12 protein-coding genes are annotated in these 19,012 nt (G+C 38.4%); all 12 read left to right on the forward strand.

Annotation, left to right across the window (positions count from 1 at the left end; genetic code table 11):
• The first annotated feature begins 17 nt into the window (after positions 1 to 17).
• The 12 genes from EO121_RS01450 (at position 18) to EO121_RS01505 (ending at position 18,908) form a co-directional block, all read left to right on the forward strand.
• Positions 18 to 947: a ComEC/Rec2 family competence protein gene (locus EO121_RS01450; RefSeq protein WP_127165501.1), complete on the forward strand. Its 930-nt coding sequence runs from the start codon at positions 18 to 20 to the stop codon at positions 945 to 947.
• A gap of 43 nt (positions 948 to 990) precedes the next feature.
• Positions 991 to 1,539, forward strand: a complete 549-nt coding sequence (locus EO121_RS01455) for an NAD(P)H-dependent oxidoreductase (protein WP_127165503.1) — start codon at positions 991 to 993, stop codon at positions 1,537 to 1,539.
• A gap of 90 nt (positions 1,540 to 1,629) precedes the next feature.
• Positions 1,630 to 2,547, forward strand: coding sequence for an NAD-dependent epimerase/dehydratase family protein (locus EO121_RS01460; RefSeq protein ID WP_127165505.1), 918 nt, complete (start codon positions 1,630 to 1,632; stop codon positions 2,545 to 2,547).
• 50 nt (positions 2,548 to 2,597) lie between these two features.
• A complete protein-coding gene (locus EO121_RS01465; protein WP_127160840.1) occupies positions 2,598 to 3,596 on the forward strand; it encodes a nucleoid-associated protein in 999 nt (332 codons plus the stop codon).
• Positions 3,597 to 3,604: 8 nt separating this feature from the next.
• A complete protein-coding gene (gene ybaK, locus EO121_RS01470; RefSeq protein WP_127010845.1) occupies positions 3,605 to 4,093 on the forward strand; it encodes a Cys-tRNA(Pro) deacylase in 489 nt (162 codons plus the stop codon).
• A gap of 2 nt (positions 4,094 to 4,095) precedes the next feature.
• Positions 4,096 to 4,806: a viroplasmin family protein gene (locus tag EO121_RS01475; RefSeq protein WP_127165507.1), complete on the forward strand. Its 711-nt coding sequence runs from the start codon at positions 4,096 to 4,098 to the stop codon at positions 4,804 to 4,806.
• 98 nt (positions 4,807 to 4,904) lie between these two features.
• Entirely contained in the window at positions 4,905 to 6,356 is a 1,452-nt protein-coding gene (locus EO121_RS01480) for a glucose-6-phosphate isomerase (protein WP_127165509.1), read from the forward strand.
• Between the two features lie 11 nt (positions 6,357 to 6,367).
• Positions 6,368 to 7,348: a UDP-glucose 4-epimerase GalE gene (gene galE / locus EO121_RS01485; protein WP_127160843.1), complete on the forward strand. Its 981-nt coding sequence runs from the start codon at positions 6,368 to 6,370 to the stop codon at positions 7,346 to 7,348.
• A gap of 19 nt (positions 7,349 to 7,367) precedes the next feature.
• Positions 7,368 to 8,108 carry a hypothetical protein gene (locus tag EO121_RS01490; protein ID WP_127165511.1) on the forward strand — a complete coding sequence of 247 codons (741 nt, stop codon included), beginning with the start codon at positions 7,368 to 7,370 and terminating at the stop codon, positions 8,106 to 8,108.
• 59 nt (positions 8,109 to 8,167) lie between these two features.
• Positions 8,168 to 9,394 carry a type II secretion system protein GspD gene (locus EO121_RS01495; RefSeq protein WP_127165513.1) on the forward strand — a complete coding sequence of 409 codons (1,227 nt, stop codon included), beginning with the start codon at positions 8,168 to 8,170 and terminating at the stop codon, positions 9,392 to 9,394.
• A 125-nt stretch (positions 9,395 to 9,519) separates the two neighbouring features.
• Positions 9,520 to 17,364 carry a filamentous hemagglutinin N-terminal domain-containing protein gene (locus EO121_RS01500; RefSeq protein WP_127165515.1) on the forward strand — a complete coding sequence of 2,615 codons (7,845 nt, stop codon included), beginning with the start codon at positions 9,520 to 9,522 and terminating at the stop codon, positions 17,362 to 17,364.
• A complete protein-coding gene (locus EO121_RS01505; protein ID WP_127165517.1) occupies positions 17,364 to 18,908 on the forward strand; it encodes an immunity protein YezG family protein in 1,545 nt (514 codons plus the stop codon). Before EO121_RS01500 ends, EO121_RS01505 begins: the two co-directional genes overlap by 1 nt.
• Positions 18,909 to 19,012: the final 104 nt, after the last annotated feature.

Consider the following 19,012-nt stretch of genomic DNA (forward strand, 5'->3'; position numbering starts at 1 on the left):
TTAGAAAGTACTTCAAAATGAAAAAAACAATATATAAATATCTACTCTTGTTAGGTGTGTTGGTAGTATCACTACTTAGCCTACTAGGTTGTGGAAAAGAACTTTCACAGGTGAATGCAAATGTTGCAAAGACAGAAGTCAGTCAATCTACGCAAGCACCAACTGGTACTATGAAAGTTCATGTACTAGATATCGGACAAGGAGATGCAATTTTACTCCAAATTGGTGATAGATTTTCCATGATTGATACAGGTGATATTGAACATAGACCACAGGTGGTCGCCTTATTAAAAAAATATGGTGTGAAGGAATTAGAAAATGTCATTTTGACACATCCTCATGCGGACCATATTGGCGGTTTCTATGCTATTGCCAAAGCAATCCCGATTAAACATGTCTATGATAATGGCATCGATATCGATAGTGGTACCTATAGAACCTATTTAAAAACGATAGAGACAAAACAGATTCATCGTGAAACACTTCATAAAGGTGATCGGTTAGACTTAGGAAATGGAGCGTATTTTGAGGTCTATGCCCCTTGGAAAGGGGAAGTGATGGCTGACAAAAAAGGTGAAGTTCATCAAAATAATAACTCCATTGTAGGTAAGCTGACATTTGGTAAGTTTTCTATGCTTATGACTGGTGACGCGGAAAAAGAAGAAGAAGCACGTCTTATTAAAGAGCAAAATACAAAAATGTCTAGTAAGGTCTTAAAAGTGGGACACCATGGTAGTAATGGTTCCAGTCAAAAAGATTTTATTCGTTCTGTTCGACCAGAAGTAGCTGTTATTTCTGCAGGTTTACATAATTCTTATGGACATCCTGGTGAGAAAGCTATGGCACGTTTATTGGAGGAACATGTAGATATCTATCGTACAGATACGATGGGGACTGTTACCATTCGGACAAATGGTACAGACTATGATATCCAACGAGAACGATAATAGAGTGTACTATATAAGTATCTAAATTAGGGGAGGTATAGAAATGAAAAACATTTTAATTGTAACAGGTCATACCCACGAAGAAAATTCTGTGGCAAACAAAGAGATTCTCGCGTTGCTTAAAGAAAAATATCCTAATGCCGAGTTTGATCGTTTGGAAGTGCTCTACGGAGATTACAAGATTAATGTAGAAGCAGAACGTGAGAAGTTGTTATGGGCGGATACGATTGTGATTCAGTCTCCTTTATTTTGGTATTCTTTAACATCTCTGATTATGAGATGGTTTGAAGAAGTGTTTGCTTATGGTTGGGCCTATGGAGCAGATACCTATGCAGTAGCCGGTAAGGATATGGTTGTTGGTCTTACCGCTGCTTGTGGTAATGATGAATATACATTGCAAGGTGATAAAGGCATTACCATTGATGAAATCTTTAAAACTTGTGAAGCTACTTGTAAGTTCTGTAAAATGAATTTTAAAGGTGGTGTTTTCACTGGCAATATGCTGTATACAGGTGAAGAAGCACAGCTACAAGTGATTCATAGACAAGCAAAAGAACACTGTGAGCAATTAGTTCAGTATATAGACGCTTAAGTGCCCTATAGGATACATACTATTGCGCTATACTAGATACGGTGTATAATTTATATTACTAAGACAGTCATTGATACAGGAATGAGGAACATGAATATAATTGTAACAGGCGGTGCCGGTTTTATTGGATCACATCTAGTAGACAGATTGATTCAAGAGGGACATCGTGTACTTGTCATTGACAATTTAAGCAGTGGATTGCGAATATTTGTGAATGAACAAGCTGAATTTTTAGAATTGGATATACGAGATGAAAGAATATATGACGTGTTTGAAGACTTTCAACCGGACTATGTATTTCATGAGGCAGCGCAAACAGTAGTAGCAGAATCCATGGTACATCCAACAGAAGATTGTGATATCAATCTAATGGGACTATTGAATTTATTACAAGCCTCAGTTAAAGTGGGAGTAAAAAAATTCCTTATGCCATCCTCTGCTGCTGTATATGGTGATTTAGAGGTATTACCTCTTACGGAAGAATTGGCAGGAGTGCCTCGTTCTTGCTATGGATTGACAAAATTAACTACGGAAGGCTATTTGCGTATTTACCAAGAATCTTTTGGATTACCTTATATTTGCTATCGCTATTCTAATGTATATGGACCACGTCAAGGAAATGGTGGTGAAGGTGGCGTTGTTAGCATTTTCTGCGAACATGTGGCGAATGGTGAATCCATCAAAATTTTTGGCGATGGAGAACAAACACGTGACTTTGTCTATGTGGATGACGTAGTAGAAGCAAATATATTGGGATTGAATAATGATGTAACAGGTGTCATCAATGTGAGTACAGAAACTGGAATTTCCGTGAATGATTTAATTGATACATTAGAAGATATTGCTGGCACTACGGTAGAACGTCATTATGAAGAACCGCGCATTGGTGATATTAAACATTCTTTATTGAGCACTGCAAAAGCAAAACAATGTTTAGGGTATACGCCTAAATGGACATTACAAAAAGGACTGGAAAATACCTATCACTATGTGAAAGATAATAGATAACATCATAAGAGCTTTGCGAAGGCAAAGCTCTTTGTTATTGAGGAGGAACTATGCAAATTAATGCAGCTGTACTAGAAGTGTTTGACTTTACATCATCTATGTCGGCCTATTCAGATCATCCTATGGATATTACTGAACCAGAAATACAGAGCTATCTTGAAATGCATGTAATGAAAGCGTTACAAGACCCTGGAGCCAGAACTGGTTATATCTCGGACCAAACACCATGGGGGCGAAAGATCAAACAATTGGAGAATCAAGAAGTAAGCCTTGTAGAGTTTGGTAAAGAACTAGGTGAGACTTTATTTACCTATATGGCACAAGCAATGGACCCTTGTGTACTAGATATGATTGTCTGTGAAGCACAAGGAGAGCAAGCTTACCTTTGTGTTCTTCTTTGTAAAGCTCATGATGGATATACTCATCAATTATATTCAGAAGAGGATGGTTCATTAGCAACAAAATTAGTAGAGCATCGTGTGGTCTTACCAACAGTGACACAAAAACTATATGCCTTTGCAAGTATTAAACTTTCAGATTTATCCATTCGTCTCTTTGAGCCGAAAGGAGAATATGATGGAGAGAAAATGCACTTCTTGGAAGAACGAATCTTTCAGGTTACGACGAATCCGTCTTCTAAAGATACAGTGAAAAAAGTACGCACTGTGGTAGATCGAATTTCTAAAGCTCATGAGCAAGATGGTGTGGCAGCTATGGCTAAAACAAAAGAATTACTGGCTAAGAATGCAGAAGTATCTGACACGTTAGAAGCACGACATATTATTGAGCAAGTGTTTAGTACGAACCCCATTCAGCGAGAAGCAGCTATGAAAGAGCTAGCAGAAGAAGATTTACTTGAACCATTGCCAGTGAGTCGGACCTATGCTACTAAAGTGGGCAAGCAACATAAAATTAAAACAGATACAGGTATTGAACTTTCATTTCCAGTAGAATATATGAATGATCGTGAGTTCATAGAAATTTCAACGAATGAAAATGGTACCTTACGTATTGAATTAAAAAATATTTCAAAGATTACCAACAAATAGGGGGTCTTATGAGTAAAAAAGGACATAAAAAAACAAATGCATTACGCATATTAGATACTCACCATATTGACTATGAAGTGTTTACCTACGAATGGTCTGAAGAACGCGGAGCTGGTATACATGTAGCTGAATCTTTGCATATTCCGCCTGAACAAGTGTTTAAAACGTTGGTGGGGAAAGGCAATGTAACTGGTCATGTGGTGTTCTGTATTCCTGTAGAAGGGGAATTGGATATGAAACAAGCCGCACGAGTGAGTGGAAATAAATCGGTAGAACTGATTGCAGTAAAAGATTTATTGCCTTTGACGGGTTACTTACGAGGTGGCTGCTCTCCCTTAGGGATGAAAAAAGCATTTCCTACCTATTTTGATGATAGTATTACATCTATTCCTATGGTCTATGTCAGTGCAGGTCTTAGAGGGATGCAAGTACAGGTCAATCCACAAGCATTAGTAGACGTAGTAGGTGGCACGATAGCGCCATTGACAATGGGGTAAGTATGGCAAAGAAATATTATGCTGTTCGAGTAGGGCACAATCCAGGAATCTATGTGACTTGGGCTGACTGTGAAGTGCAAGTCAAAGGCTTTTCTGGTGCGCAGTATAAGTCATTCCCTACAGAAGCAGAAGCAAAAGCCTATATGGGCTCTATCGATTTACCTAAGAGTGCAGGGATTAAACCGACTAGAACTGGTACAAAGAAAACATCTGCTAGTGCGTCTAAACGTATGAGCGTAGGTGAATACCTTAAGACACAGACTGATAACATAAGTCAAATCGTAGAATCGGATCCTTGTGAAATTCGTGCCTTTATCGACGGCAGTTTTGATAAGCGAAAAGGTGTGGTTGGCTCTGGTGGAGTTATGCTCATTGGTACGGAAGAAGTAGAGTTTTCTCTTTCTAGTGTCGATCCGAATCATGTGGCATATTGGAATGTGTCTGGGGAACTATTAGCAGCTCTTCATGTAGTGGATTATGCACTAAACCATGGATATACCTCATGCTCTCTTTATTATGATTATATGGGCATTGAAATGTGGGCTACAGGTAGATGGAAAACAAATAATCCATTAACAACTAACTATGCGAAACGAATGAAAGAAGCTAGCAAACAACTTCGTATCGACTTTCATAAGGTAAAAGCTCACTCTGGTATTGCCTATAACGACCGTGCAGATGCATTAGCAAAGAAAGGAACGCTACTAAAATAACACTGGTAGGAAATTTCTCATAAAATTCCTTTAATCTCTCCATGATTTGATGTACAATAAAAGTACAATTACAATCATACTGTACATAGGAGGAAACTATGAAACGGATTCAATTAGACTCTGGTTTTGTTTATGATTATACAAATATGATGTTACCTGGTGGAGTGACGGAAGCAGATGTAACAAACTTAGGTACTGCTATTTCTGATGCCTTAGCAGCAGCGGAAGAAACTCGTCATCATGGTGTTGTGAAAGGACATCTATCTAAAGATGGAGACCCTGAATTGGTGTTATTCCCGCAATTACCATATGTAGTGGAAGGTCATATTAATAACCCAACAGTGATGGCTCGCCTTGATGCTTTGAAAGAGAAGAAGGTTAGTACTGTAGTCAGCTTTGGTATTGGTGGTTCTTTTCTAGGTGGTAAAGTATTATTTGATGTACATTGTGGGGAGTTTTGGAACTCCATGAGCGATGAAGAACGTAATTACCGTCCACGTATGTATTTCAGTGGTAATAATGTTGACCCTGTACGTACTCAAGAATTAATCAAGCAATTACAAAGAGAATGGAAAGAGCAGCAATTTTTAGAAGACCATGCTCATGTGCCTAATGAGTATAAAATATTGTTGGTACTGATTTCTAAATCCGGCTCTACTATTGAACCAATGACAAACTTCATGATTGTGAAAGAAGCTCTAGAAGTAGCAATGATTGATTATGAAGTGCTAGTCGTCACAGATCCCAGAGATGATGAGAAAGAAACGTTATTACATAAGTTAGCCGTTGCAGAAGGTTGGAGAGACTCCATCTTCGCTGTACCTGATGGCATTGGTGGTCGTTTCTCTGTTTTCTCAGAAGTAGGGTTGGTAATCGGTGCTTTATTAGGCTTTGACATTCATGCCTATTTAGAAGGTGCTAAAGCAGCAGATATAGCAGCTCAAGAGCAAGATGTCTGGAAAAATCCAGCCTTGTTAAGTGCTGTGTTAAAATATATTGGTTCTGAACAATATGGTCGTCATATTGAAGTGTTTATGCCTTATGCAGATCGTCTGAAATCTTTATCTGAATGGTATGTACAGCTATTAGCGGAATCATTAGGTAAAGAAAAAGATGATAAATCTGGACACTATGGTCGTACTCCAATTGTAGCGGTAGGTACTACAGACATGCATGCCCAAACACAGGAACATCAAGAAGGTCGCTATGATAAAGTTGTATCTTTTGTAGATGTAGAAAATTGGCATGTGAATCTAACAGTGCCACATATGTATGACCAATATAGTAAACTAGAAGCGTTAGCCGGTCTTGACTTAGGATTTATCAATCGTGCTGCCTTGGCATCTAATGCAGAGTCCTTAGCAAGCGATGGACGATTTAATGGAACCTACCAAGTTCCAACCATGAGTGCCTTTCATTTGGGAGAATTGATGTTTACAATGTGCTGGGCCATCTACTTTGAAGGTCAATTAGCAGGGGTAGATGCATTCAATCAACCAGGCGTAGAAGTGTATAAAAAATTGTTAGGACCTAAACTTTCAAAATCATAGGAGAAGTAAGAATGAATATTTTAGTGACAGGTGGCGCTGGGTATATTGGTAGCCATACAGTACGTGCCTTATTAGGAGCAGGACATCAAGTGGTGATTGTAGATAATTTATCTCGAGGCCATAAGGAGTCAATTCCTACAGGAGTACCATTCTATGAAATGGATATTACAGACCCTGCATTAGGTGAGGTTCTAGATACCCATAAAATTGATGGTATCATGCACTTTGCAGCACACTCTCAAGTGGGCGAATCCATGGTAAATCCATCAATCTATTATGAAAATAATGTAGTAGGCTCTTATCGCTTAGTAGAAACAGCTCGTAAACATGGCGTGAATCGATTAGTATTCTCCTCTACAGCAGCTGTCTATGGGGAACCAGAAGTAGTACCTATTACAGAAGATGCTAAATGGAATCCTACGAATGTGTATGGTCGCACAAAATTGATGATTGAAGATATGCTTCGTGACTATAGCAAAATTTATGGATTTCAATTTGTAGCGCTGCGTTACTTTAATGCAGCAGGAGCGGATCCATCTGGTGAAATTGGTGAAGATCATACACCTGAAACACATCTAATTCCACTTATTATTGATGCAGCCTTAGGTAAGCGTGAATCCATCACTGTATTTGGTACAGATTATGATACAGCGGATGGTACATGCGTACGTGACTATGTACATGTAAATGATTTAGCTTCTGCACACATTTTAGCTATGGAATATCTATATAATGGTGGTGAATCTGATGTATTTAACTTAGGTTCCGGCAATGGATTTAGTGTGAATGAAATTGTAGCGGCTACCAAGGAAGTGACAGGCGTAGATTTCCGTGTTGATTACGGTGAACGTCGTGCTGGGGATCCAGGCACGCTGATTGCATCTTCTGAAAAAATCCATGCAAAATTAGGGTGGAAACCTGTTCATAGTACAGTACAAGAAGTGATTCGTGATGCTTGGAATTGGCATCAATTACATCCAAAAGGATATTAATCGTATATAGGAGGGCATGATGAAAGTATCATCTGTGAAAGACCTCTACAACCAAATAGAAAGATATATACGTACACACGGTCGTCTCGTTTTCGGGGCGACCGTTTTATTGTGCCTCATTTGCTATCTAGGTTGGAGAGAGTCCGCATGGTCGGAGGTTGAACAATTAGAAAGTCCTATACAGTCACATCGTGAAAGTGATGCATTAGGACAGAGTAATCAGGTAAAAGCTGATGAAAAAGCAATAGATGATAGCACTAAATCAATAAAAGGTGCTAAGAAGCATAGGGAAAATAAGAAGGAAAAAAATACCTCTTCTTTAGAAGAAGATACAGATAAGGGCAAACTTATCTTCCCAATACGAAATGTAGTGCGACCCTATCCTTTACTAGATGCTTTTTCAAAGGAATTAATGAGAGATACTCCAACAGCCGTAGTAGGTGCAGAAAAGATTATTATGGACAACATGAATGGAAAAAGAAAAGGTAATAAAAATAGTGTGGAAGGATACACTGTACAATTCTATGGTAATGATACTGGTAGAAACAGGTATGAGAGACATGAAATAAAACATGTAAAAGAGATGCAAGTACAACTGTTGGGGATTATACAAGGAGAGGTACCTATCGCAGTATTAGATATTAATGGAAACACTCATACTGTGTATGAAGGAGATATAGTAGATGGAGTACAGGTGTATACGATTACTGATACAAAGGTGCAAATTCGAGTGAACGGATCTGTAAGATGGATAGAATAAAAAGGGTGCAGAAATATTAAGTGGAGTGCAAGGTAGAGATATGAAAGAAGGAGATACATATGTGGATTAGAACAGTAAATTATCTTAAAAGAAAGGTAGCAATTCCTATCTATCAATCTACGTATTGCTGGGGAATAGCCTATGCGTTGATAATATTATTTTTAGAGATTACTCCAGTACAGGCAGTGCACATTATGGCTAAAGATATGCCGTTACGAACATTGGTGCAAACCATAGCTAGAACGGAAAAACTTTCAGTGGTAGGACTAGATACATTAGAGGGGAAGGTTACTTTAGAAGTACAAGAAAATTCTGGGAGAGAGGCTATTACTAAATTGGGATCACAGTTAGGTTTTTTAGTCTATGAAGAAGGTGGCACCTTCATCGTAGAGGGGCGCCATGAAGAAAAAGAACGTCGACATGTGCGTCGAATCGTAGCGGAGTCGGCCACCCCTGAAGAATTGAGCAATCTTGTTCAGTCCGTAGTGCCTAAAGAGCATGTACAAGTGATGCCAAGCACGAATGAAGTCATCTATTACGGGACAGTTCAGGAAATTTTAGAAGTAGAAAAATTACTTCGATCTTGGCATACAGCGTCGAAGCAGGTTCAGTTAGATGTGGCGGTATTAGCTATGGAAAAAGGCTATGCAAAAGAACTAGGTGTACAATGGTCATTTCCTGGATTACAAAGTTCAGGGCTTTACATGAACGGGAAATCTGAATCAGGTATGGAAGGAAATGTTCATATCGGTCATATGCCTAAGGGAACATCGTATTCGTTTTTAGTGCACCCTACAGTCGCTGCTAAAGAAGGAAGTAGTCGTATGGCATTGATTGCAAGACCTAGTATTGTAGCTCTTAATGGGGAGGAAGCAACCATTCTTATTGGTGAACGCGTGCCGGTCACAGTAGAGTCCATACAAAATGGTATCACAAGGACTAGTATTCGTTATGAAGAAGCAGGTATACGGTTATTATGCAAACCTTATGTATTACAGGGAAATCATATCGATACCATTGTGGAAGCAGAAGTAAGTAACCCTACCTTAGTACCTGAAATGAAAGCCTATCGTATTACTACCCGACAAGCAAAAACAAGAGTGCGCATACCTGATGGAGAAACATTGGTTATTGGTGGATTGATGGATCGACGCACTATGCGACAATGGCAAAAAGTGCCTATCTTAGGAGATATTCCACTACTTGGGAAACTATTTCAACATAGTCGTAAAACGAAAGATGAAGTAGAATTATATATTTTGGTTACTGCTAAGGTTATTCAATAAATAAAAAGGTAAAATAACATATATACTGACTCACTATTCCAATACACCTTATCAATATGATAAGATAAAAATATAGAACATATCGGGTTTTAGAGGTATGGTCATTATGTAATAGAGGTATAGATATGAGAAAAGAAAGAAAAGAACTCTTAACGTTATGGATTACATTGTCTTTGCAATTAGGAACCTATGCAGCACAGGGCATTGTCAGTCAAGAGGTAATGGTGGATAATAGTCAATCTGTTCCAGTTATACAGATTACCAATCCAGTACATGGTGTATCCCATAATCGGTATGAGTCCTTTTCTACAGATACGGGGGCTATCTTTAACAACGCTACTACACCTACGATAAGCACTCAGATTGGACCCATCAGTGCAAACCCTAACTTACGAGAGTCTGCCAACCTTATTGTCAACGAAGTAGTAGGGACTTCTACATCACAGTTAGCAGGAACTTTTGAAGTAGTAGGACAGCCAGCGGATGTGGTTATTGCTAATCCGAACGGGATTTCTATTAAAGGAGTTCATTTTATTAACACCCCAAAAGCCACATTTACCACTGGTGTCCCACACATGGTAGATGGTCGATTAGAAAACTTTGTTATTGAGAAAGGAAACATTGAGGTAACAGGGGCCATCAATGCACCTACAGAACAAAGTGGAGCTAATGTATATACCCCTATTTCAAAGGTAGATTTACTAGCAAAGACGATACGTATCAATGCAGATGTGGTGGCACAGGATTCTATTCGTGCTGTCACAGGACGTAATACAGTGAACTATGCAGATGGAACTGTAACAGCCATGAAATCTGGGGAAAGTACACCTACAGGGGTTGCCTTAGATGTAGGTGCTCTTGGTGGCATGTATGGAAATACCATTTCTTTAATCGGTACAGAATCTGGATTAGGTGTTAATATCAGTGGCTCTATCGATGCCATAGCAGGCACCCTACATATTGACACAGCAGGAAATCTCACCATCGAACAAGGTGGTTCACAGCAAGAGCCTACTAGCATTCACAGTGCTAAAGAATTGGAAATTCGTAGCCAAGACTTTTATAATCGTGGCACCCTTGTGGGTGATGAAACTGTGACAATACAAAGCGGTACACTTACCAACGATGGGAATCTTCAAGGAAAACAGATTGAGGCGAATGTGACCAATCTTCGTGGACAGGGAGTGATTTCCAGTACGGAGAATATAACAATCCAAGGTACTGACTCTATTGTGTATCAAGGCGGCATACGCTCTCAGTCTGGGGAGAACACTGTACGTGGGAAACAGGTAGAAGTAGATCGAAACCATATACAAGTAGTATCAAAAGATAAACTGCATATAGAATCGCAAACACCTACGCCTGAAACACCCGTAGATATTCCAAAACCAACACTAGAGAATCCTTTACATACGCCTACTATACAACCTATCCCTCATATACCTAGCAAGGTTGTCGTAGAGGACACACAAGAAGAGTTACCTATTGTTGTAGATACGAATAGCCCCAAGAATCGTCAACCTATCTTAGATACGACGCGGAATGGCATAGATATCCTACACATTGCCGGTGTTGATGGAAATGGTGTTTCTCACAATGCATATACACAGTTTAATGTGAAAGAACGAGGTCTTATTCTCAATAATGCCACGAAATACACAAAGACTCAATTAGCTGGTTATATAGATAAAAATATGTTTCTAGCTGGGAATGGTGCTAAGACAATCATCAATGAGGTCACTTCTACGAGTCCATCTATTTTGAAGGGATATATAGAAGTGGCAGGAAATCCAGCAGATGTAGTCATTGTGAATCCTAATGGTATGACCGTCAATGGATTAGGCGTGATCAATGGCACTCATATGACCTTGCAAGGAAAATCTTATATAGACATCGTAGGCAAAGGCTATGGGGGACAGCAGATAGATAGTACTTTCATTAGTGACAATTTTCGTAACCGCCGCAGTGAACTATGGGGCCATCACCTTCGTATTGATACAGAAAACCTAGAGAACACAGGGAACATAGCGGCACATACAATGCATATATCTGCTAACACTATGCACAATGCAGGCTTTGTTGAAAGTAAAGACACTCTCCAATTGACTGGAAACGAGCTTGTACAACATAAGGGCATTATGAAGGCGAATCAGAATGTACATATCTCAACAAACCATATTCGTAATAGCAATTCCTCTGTATTAGAAGCTGGTATTAGTGTGCATATCACGGGAGATACGTTAGAGAACGATGCGTCCCATGTGGTCAGTCATGGTGTGATGCAGTTAGGCGTAGGCAATGTAGAAAACACAAACACAGGGGCAATCATTGCAGAAGATACCCTACAGATACAAGGGAATACCTTTGCCAATACGAAAGGCATTCTCTTTGCAAAAAACGATGCCGAGATAGATATGAAAGAGGATGTGACGAACACTAGTGGACTGTGGCATGTACTAGGTAATTTGCGTGTGCAAGGACGTCATATTCGGAATATCAACAGCAAAGGTTCTTACTTTGGCTCAGATATGTATGTGGGCGGTAATGCTTATGTGCTGGGAAAAGAGAGCTTTGAAAATAGGTCCTCTGATGTCATTGTCAAAGGTAATCTCACTATCAAAGCCCCTAAGATACAAAATCATAAGGATGTGTTTAAGACTGGGTGGACCATTTCAGAAGAAGATAAGTATGAGGGCATACCGCATCTAGATCAGCCTAATTATTATGAGGCAGATAGAAAATACCATAGAACAATTCATATAGGAACCATAGAAGAAGAAACCGCTACATCTAGAATACTGAGCGATGGTGCAATTCACATTACAGGGCAAGACTTGCAAAATACATATAGCCAGATTATGGCGAAGGATGGCTTACAAATTACGGCAGACTCCATTACCAACACAGGCTATCAAGGGACAGTTCACTATGATGATATAGGCCGAGATAGACATTATTGGAAATATAAACAGAAAAAACGTTGGTGGAAACGTAAAAAGTGGGTTTATGGACATACAGATATTCCCTATGAACATCACGACATCTTTGATGCTGAAAGTAGTCCATCTAGTGAACGTATTGCTGTATTAGGGAGTCATGGAACTACGAGCATCCAGTCGAATGCATTTACCAATACAACACTTGAGGCAGATGGAACAGCTTATGCCATACGAGATAAAAAGGTTGAAACTACGGTGGCACCTACAGATGTTTCTAAATTAGTGACCCCAGTGTTGGAACCATCAAAACAACTCTACATGACGACGGATCCCCTTGCCGTAGCTAAGGTAGAAGATAACCTTTTATATACAGATAAAAAGCAATTTTTGTCTAGTGACTATATGGTCGCTAGATTACAAGCAGACCCAGAACGAGTGTATACTCGATTACGCAATGGATACGAAGATCAAGAAATCGCCAAAGAAGAACTCCGTCAAGGTGGTCATACCCTTACAAAATATACAGGTCATGATCAGTCTTTACTTTCAGGGATTCCTAACAGCCTGTTACAACCTGGAGATTTGCGCAAAGATGGTAGTATCGTCTTAGGTAAAGATGTGCAGGTAATAAGCCAAAAAGTAGATAATACGGGCACTATACAAGCAAAGGATTCTTTGTCCATTGTAGGTGGTAATGTTAAAAACTTCAACGGGAGTATCAATGGTAATTTAGTTTCTATACACACAGATACGTTAGAAAATACTTCTGGTAGAATACATGGCAAAGACCGTGTTCACATAGAAGGAAAGGATATCCGTAATGAAACACAGATAACCACTAATACTTCGTTTGGACATCGACAAGATACAGCACACGGCACAGCAAGTATCACTAGTGACGCCGGTATCCATATCCAAGGGGATACCATACGCTCTGTAGGGGCTACTATACAAGGTGGTAGTACGGTGGGTCTAGTAGGGAAGGATATACAAGTCTCTGCTCGTGCTTTACAAAATCGCTATATAGGTAGTGGAGTGACCTTAGAGTCTACTAAGTACCTAGGAAGTACCGTACAAGGACATACGGTACAAGTGCAAGGGGGTCAGATTACCTTACAAGGCTCCCGTATGATGGGACATACAGTAGACCTTACAGGGGACTCTCTAATCCTTACGAATGTAACGAATAGAACTTTGTCAGATGTAGCAGTAGGTGCTAGAGGTAGTGACTATTTCAATCGTAAGATGGTCATAGAAGAACAGAATCTAGGAGCTACCATTGAAGGAGAAAATGGCGTAAAGGTGCGTATGGATAACAATGTATCCATGAAAGCAAGTACTATACATAGTAAAACGGGGCTTGCAGATGTACAAGCAGGAAAAATCTCTATTGAACATGGTACTGAGCGTCATGAAACACTATCTGAGATACATCAAAAAGATAGAGGGTTCTTGTCATCTACTACACGGGATATCTATGACCATAAACGTACAGATACAGTCGTAGGTTCTACAATTTCCAGTGGTACTGTTAAGGTAGATGGTAAGCAAGACGTACTAGTTAAAGCCAGCCATATAGTGGGTGATGCAGATGTTACGGTTACGAGTGAAGGCAATTTGACTATTACATCAGCACAAGAAGAATCTGGTGCCACTCATCGTGAGGAAGTACGTAAATCTGGTATCTTTGGTAATGGCGGTCTTAGCCTTACCATTGGTACACAAAAACAAAGAGATACCTATGATGCTAAGAGTAGTATAGCCAAAGGCAGTGTCATTGGAAGCCGCTTTGGTTCTGTCACCTTAGGTGCTACAGGATCTACACAAATAGAAGCTAGTGATGTAGCATCGAAAGGGGATATTCAGGTCCAAGGCTCTGGTGTAACAATCCGCAATGGGTATACCACATCGCATACAGGAGAAACACATAGACTTTCTAAAAGTGGGCTTACTCTCTCTTTGTCGAATCGCTTAGTAGATACTACAACCAATGCAGTAGGTACACTCACACGAGCAAACTCTGTAAAAGACGAACGATTGAAAGCTCTATTAGCCTACAAAACCTATGACGATGCTAAGACATCTTTAGAAAAATCTAAACTGAAAGACCAAGCCAAGAGTTTACACCTTAATCTATCTTTAGGCACAGAAAGAAGTGAAGCCTCTACGAATGTAGATAGTAAGATAGCAAAAGCATCGACCGTTGTATCCGATGGACATATTCGTGTTACCACTAAGAAGGATGATATCCACATAGAAGGAAGCGATGTACAAGGCAAGGACATTACTTTAGACTCGGCAAAAAGTATCTATGTGAAAGGCAAAGAAACAACTTCTGAGATGACCCAAAGTATGAAACAGAAACAAGGATCTCTAGGTATTTCCTATGACCTTTTACAACATCGATTCTCCGATATATCCGTCAATGCCAGTGGCAGTAAAGGTAGTATAGTCGGTACAGACATAGTCCATGATCCTACAAAGATAATAGCAACGAATACCCTTGGAGTGAACACAAAACAGGATGTACACATCAAAGATGGTGTTCTTAAAGGGGAGGCTATCCAAGCAAATATTGGTGGAAATTTAGAGATTCACTCTGTACAAGATACACATGACTATACAGACCATACTACATCTGGTGGCATGGGACTTAGCCTATCTAAGAAAGGTGCATTCAAATCGTTACAAAGCTCCTTGCAACGGACGGATATAGATAGCAAATACACCTCTGTGATTCACCAATCTGGACTCTATGCAGGAAGTATAGGATTCAACATATCCGTAGGCAATACGACCACATTAGAAGGGGCCCTGTTATCTAGTAAAACAGATAGGAACATACTGAAAACAAAACAGTTAGTTATGAAGGATATGGAGAATAGGGCGAAGTATACCTATGGATCTAAGGGAGTGTCTTATCTAGCGGATCCAACGATTGGAAAAAGCAGTAAGCAATATAACGAACTTGGATTGGTACCTACGCTTATGCCTGGGGAACGTGGCAAAGCGAATAGTATAACCTATTCAGCGATAGCTAAGGGAGTGCTTAACGTGGAACACCATGAGGTAAATCTTGATACCATTCGTAGAAATACAGAAGATTCGATACATACATTAGGCACTATTTTTGATAAGCAAGGTATTGCAGAACGACAAGAAACAGCTAAATTATTCAGCAAGTATATGAATGAAGCAATCCATAGATTTGGTGAAATGAAAGATGCAAAAGGACAACGAATTTATAAAGATGGTTCATCTGAAAAGGTCGCATTACATGCTCTATCTGGTGCCATTACATCAGCGATTGTAAAAGGAAATCCTACGACTGGTGCACTATCTGGTGGTATGAATGAAGCATTGATGCAATCTATAAGTAAATTAGCGAAAGATCACCCAGCAAGAGCACAACTACTATCTGCTAGTCTTGGCTATACTGTAGATAAGCTATTAGGTGGAAGTGGATTAGAAGGTGCTAGCATTGCACAAGCTGGAACGAAATGGAATCATTATGGACCTCGTAGAAGATATAATGGAGAAGTCACAGTACAGTTAGTAGGGGCATTACAAACTAAAGTAGCTAATAAGGAACCTATAGATTTTAAGGATATTAAAGATGTAAAATTTAGTATATTAAAAGATGGAGAAGAGGAAGAAGTCTCGATTGTAGATTTACCAGATCGATATATTGTATGGGTAGCCGACCAAAATGGTCTTGGACAGGATTATCTAGTTAATAAAGGTGAAAAAAGACTAGTCCCAATACATGGGGATTTTAAAATCCAGAAAGTTAGTGTAAAGAATAATAATAATGGTAAAAAGAATATTATTTATACAGGGTATGATGCTATCTTAATAAATGAATTAAGTATACAGCCGACCGATGAAAAGAGTGTGCCATTAGGTGATGCTATTCAGAATAAACATGTAAGAGAGTTTTTAGGTGGTTTTAGAGACGGATTTGGAGATGCTTTAAAGAGCGATATAGAAGACCAAAAAGAGTTTTTAGAAGAATTAATATTTAATCCATTTGGCGTGATACATGATATGCAGAAATTAGTGAAAAATTTAAGTGATGTTTCTAATATGCAACAGTATAGAGAACAGTTGTCGCAGATAACTCATGAACTATCTGAGATTGCATGGAGCAATGATAATAAGAGAAAAGGTGCCTTGTTAGGGCAAGCAACAGAAATAGTAGCAAGCATTATATTAAGCCCAGATAAAATAAAGCTATCTAAAGTTAATTTTTTAAATAAAGTACAAAAGATAATGGAATTTACACCTCAACATGTTAAGTTCGAAAAAGCATTTGAAGCTGCTGTTGCTATGGGGAATATTGTTGATGAAGAAAATGCACTTATCAAGGTAAATAAGATAAATGCTATTGAAAATAAAGTAGAATCGATTGGAAAGGAAGCTAAAGCGGTAGCTAAGGATACAAAGGCTAATAAAAATGTTAATAAAAATATAGAAACGAATAAAAAAGTATCCTCTAAACAATCTACTACTGAAACGGCAAGTCCTACTACTAATACAACAAACTTAGCTGATAGTCCAGATATTTATCGAAATGGTGAGCAATATAAACCGGGTACGAAAACAAGAGAATTAAAAGAGAATATTGTATATGAGAGTAAAGGATATTATTACCAAACCGATGAATTAGGTCGTATAAAAAAAGCCCAAGGAAAGTTGCGTCTAGAAAAGGGAGTGAGAAATAAAGGAGATCAATTAAAGGCAGGTGGTGATGACCGATTACCGGGCGATCATGGTGGACATCTGATAGCTAATAGGTATGCTGGTTCTGGAGAGATAGATAATATACTTGCTATGGCTGCAATTGTGAATAATAGTAAATACAAAAGAATAGAAAATCTATGGGGAAACGCATTAAAAGAAGGTAAAGAAGTAGAGGTAACGATAAATGTAGTATATGATGGAGCAAGTAAAAGACCTAAGAAGTTTAATATAATCTATTTTATTGATGGACAAAAACGTAGTAAGACAATTCCTAATGGAGGATTATAATGTTTATTGAAGAAAATAAATCTTTAATGGAAGAAAAGTTAATACAGGCAACTAGAGAAATAGGAAATAGGTATATCTCTGGTAATTGGTCAAAGATACTAGTTTATATTGAATTGTATTTAGGATCATATTCGGGCGACTTTATAGCTATATATAATGACGATTCATTTATAACTGATAATGATTTATTTATAGTCTCTAATTATCTCCGAAACGATATTTCATATTCAGGGTTAGAGTTAGGGGAAATAGCTAATAGCGCCTATATTAGTCCAAAGGATGAGGAGGATTGCCCTTCGGATATTATTGAGTTGGAAGTGGATTTTAATGGAAATAGTCAAATTAATTATCATGAAATTCCGCTAGATTATACATATGATGGTACACCAGAATTGATCTGGCAGTATAAAAAGATAGGGTATAAATGTCGTGTTTTCTGGGACTATGAAGCATCTAGTTTAGTGAAGAAACAAAATATCACTCCAGAAAAAGTACTCAAGAATAAGATTAAATCACTTGACTTAGCTGATATTTTAAATAATATAATTAAGAAAAAAGCAATCTATTTAAAAGATTTTATTTCTAAGGACTGTAAAAACATGTATTTTCATTTGGATACAATATTTAATAAAAAAAAATTAAATATCTATATTGAGTATGTAGATAATACATGGATTAAAGAAAAAAATATACAATCAAAATTTGAAGGTACGGTGGATTATAGAGTGCCAGCTGCTTATTGGGATTGGTTTAATGAGTTTCATGATATGCATAGAATTTTAGAAAAAAAATATACATCTTTAGATTGTATATTTAACATTTCCACCGGCGAACTCTCGTATGTATATGACAATGTCACAGAAGATAATTTTACTGATGAACTAGCCTTGATAAATGCTTGGGAAGAGAGATATTTCTCTCCAGATGGGAAACCTTTGCACATGCATGCAATAGCACCGCACGAGGGATGTATCACAGGGACTATGCACATAGACATGTCTCAGTTTATTCAAGAGGAGGAAGAGGAAATGGCTAATGTAGATCCAGCTATAGAATTTGCAGGGGAAGATATTCATGATTTGATTCCACAATATCTTCAAAATAGTTACGATATTTTGTATTCTATCTTGCCAGGTACATATGATCGGGTATACTTATATGTAGAGAATGATGGAACGGTATGTCGTCAACTAGGGTATATCATTGTCGACGGTGAATACCTTACTTTTGAGGAGATGGTAGACCGTAAAGTGGTTTCCAAGGCGACTTATGATACTACGATGGAACAACTAGCGCTGTGGTCGAATTACATGCGAAATGCATTTATTGCTTGCCATCTTGAACCGTGGACGGTGTTCTCCTATATGTTAGATGAAGAAATGCATATTTCCAATAACTTTGGTTACGATGTATTAGCAGAACAAGCCTATGACAATGAACTCTTTGACCTTTGGTCTTATGAAAAATTAGGAATTAAGAGTCCTAACTTGTCTGAAGAGAAGATAGCATCTATTGTTCCAGAAAATGAGTATGCCAAATTTTAATATGAAGGAGTCTAGGATTGACAAATCATAAAATAGTTACAGGCCTTGCTTGTTTGTGTATAGGGGCGCTTTTTCATAGTGTTCATGCTAATACTATAGACGAG

Origin of the sequence: Veillonella sp. CHU732, assembly GCF_003992085.1 — a bacterium.
GTDB lineage: Bacteria > Bacillota > Negativicutes > Veillonellales > Veillonellaceae > F0422.

Coding starts and splice junctions, on each gene's coding strand:
- galE (WP_127160843.1), top strand. CDS start 6,368: ATGAATATTTTAGTGACAGGTGGCGCTGGGTATATTGGTAGCCATACA.
- EO121_RS01495 (WP_127165513.1), top strand. CDS start 8,168: ATGTGGATTAGAACAGTAAATTATCTTAAAAGAAAGGTAGCAATTCCT.
- ybaK (WP_127010845.1), top strand. CDS start 3,605: ATGAGTAAAAAAGGACATAAAAAAACAAATGCATTACGCATATTAGAT.
- EO121_RS01450 (WP_127165501.1), top strand. CDS start 18: ATGAAAAAAACAATATATAAATATCTACTCTTGTTAGGTGTGTTGGTA.
- EO121_RS01480 (WP_127165509.1), top strand. CDS start 4,905: ATGAAACGGATTCAATTAGACTCTGGTTTTGTTTATGATTATACAAAT.
- EO121_RS01500 (WP_127165515.1), top strand. CDS start 9,520: ATGAGAAAAGAAAGAAAAGAACTCTTAACGTTATGGATTACATTGTCT.
- EO121_RS01490 (WP_127165511.1), top strand. CDS start 7,368: ATGAAAGTATCATCTGTGAAAGACCTCTACAACCAAATAGAAAGATAT.
- EO121_RS01475 (WP_127165507.1), top strand. CDS start 4,096: ATGGCAAAGAAATATTATGCTGTTCGAGTAGGGCACAATCCAGGAATC.
- EO121_RS01465 (WP_127160840.1), top strand. CDS start 2,598: ATGCAAATTAATGCAGCTGTACTAGAAGTGTTTGACTTTACATCATCT.
- EO121_RS01505 (WP_127165517.1), top strand. CDS start 17,364: ATGTTTATTGAAGAAAATAAATCTTTAATGGAAGAAAAGTTAATACAG.
- EO121_RS01455 (WP_127165503.1), top strand. CDS start 991: ATGAAAAACATTTTAATTGTAACAGGTCATACCCACGAAGAAAATTCT.
- EO121_RS01460 (WP_127165505.1), top strand. CDS start 1,630: ATGAATATAATTGTAACAGGCGGTGCCGGTTTTATTGGATCACATCTA.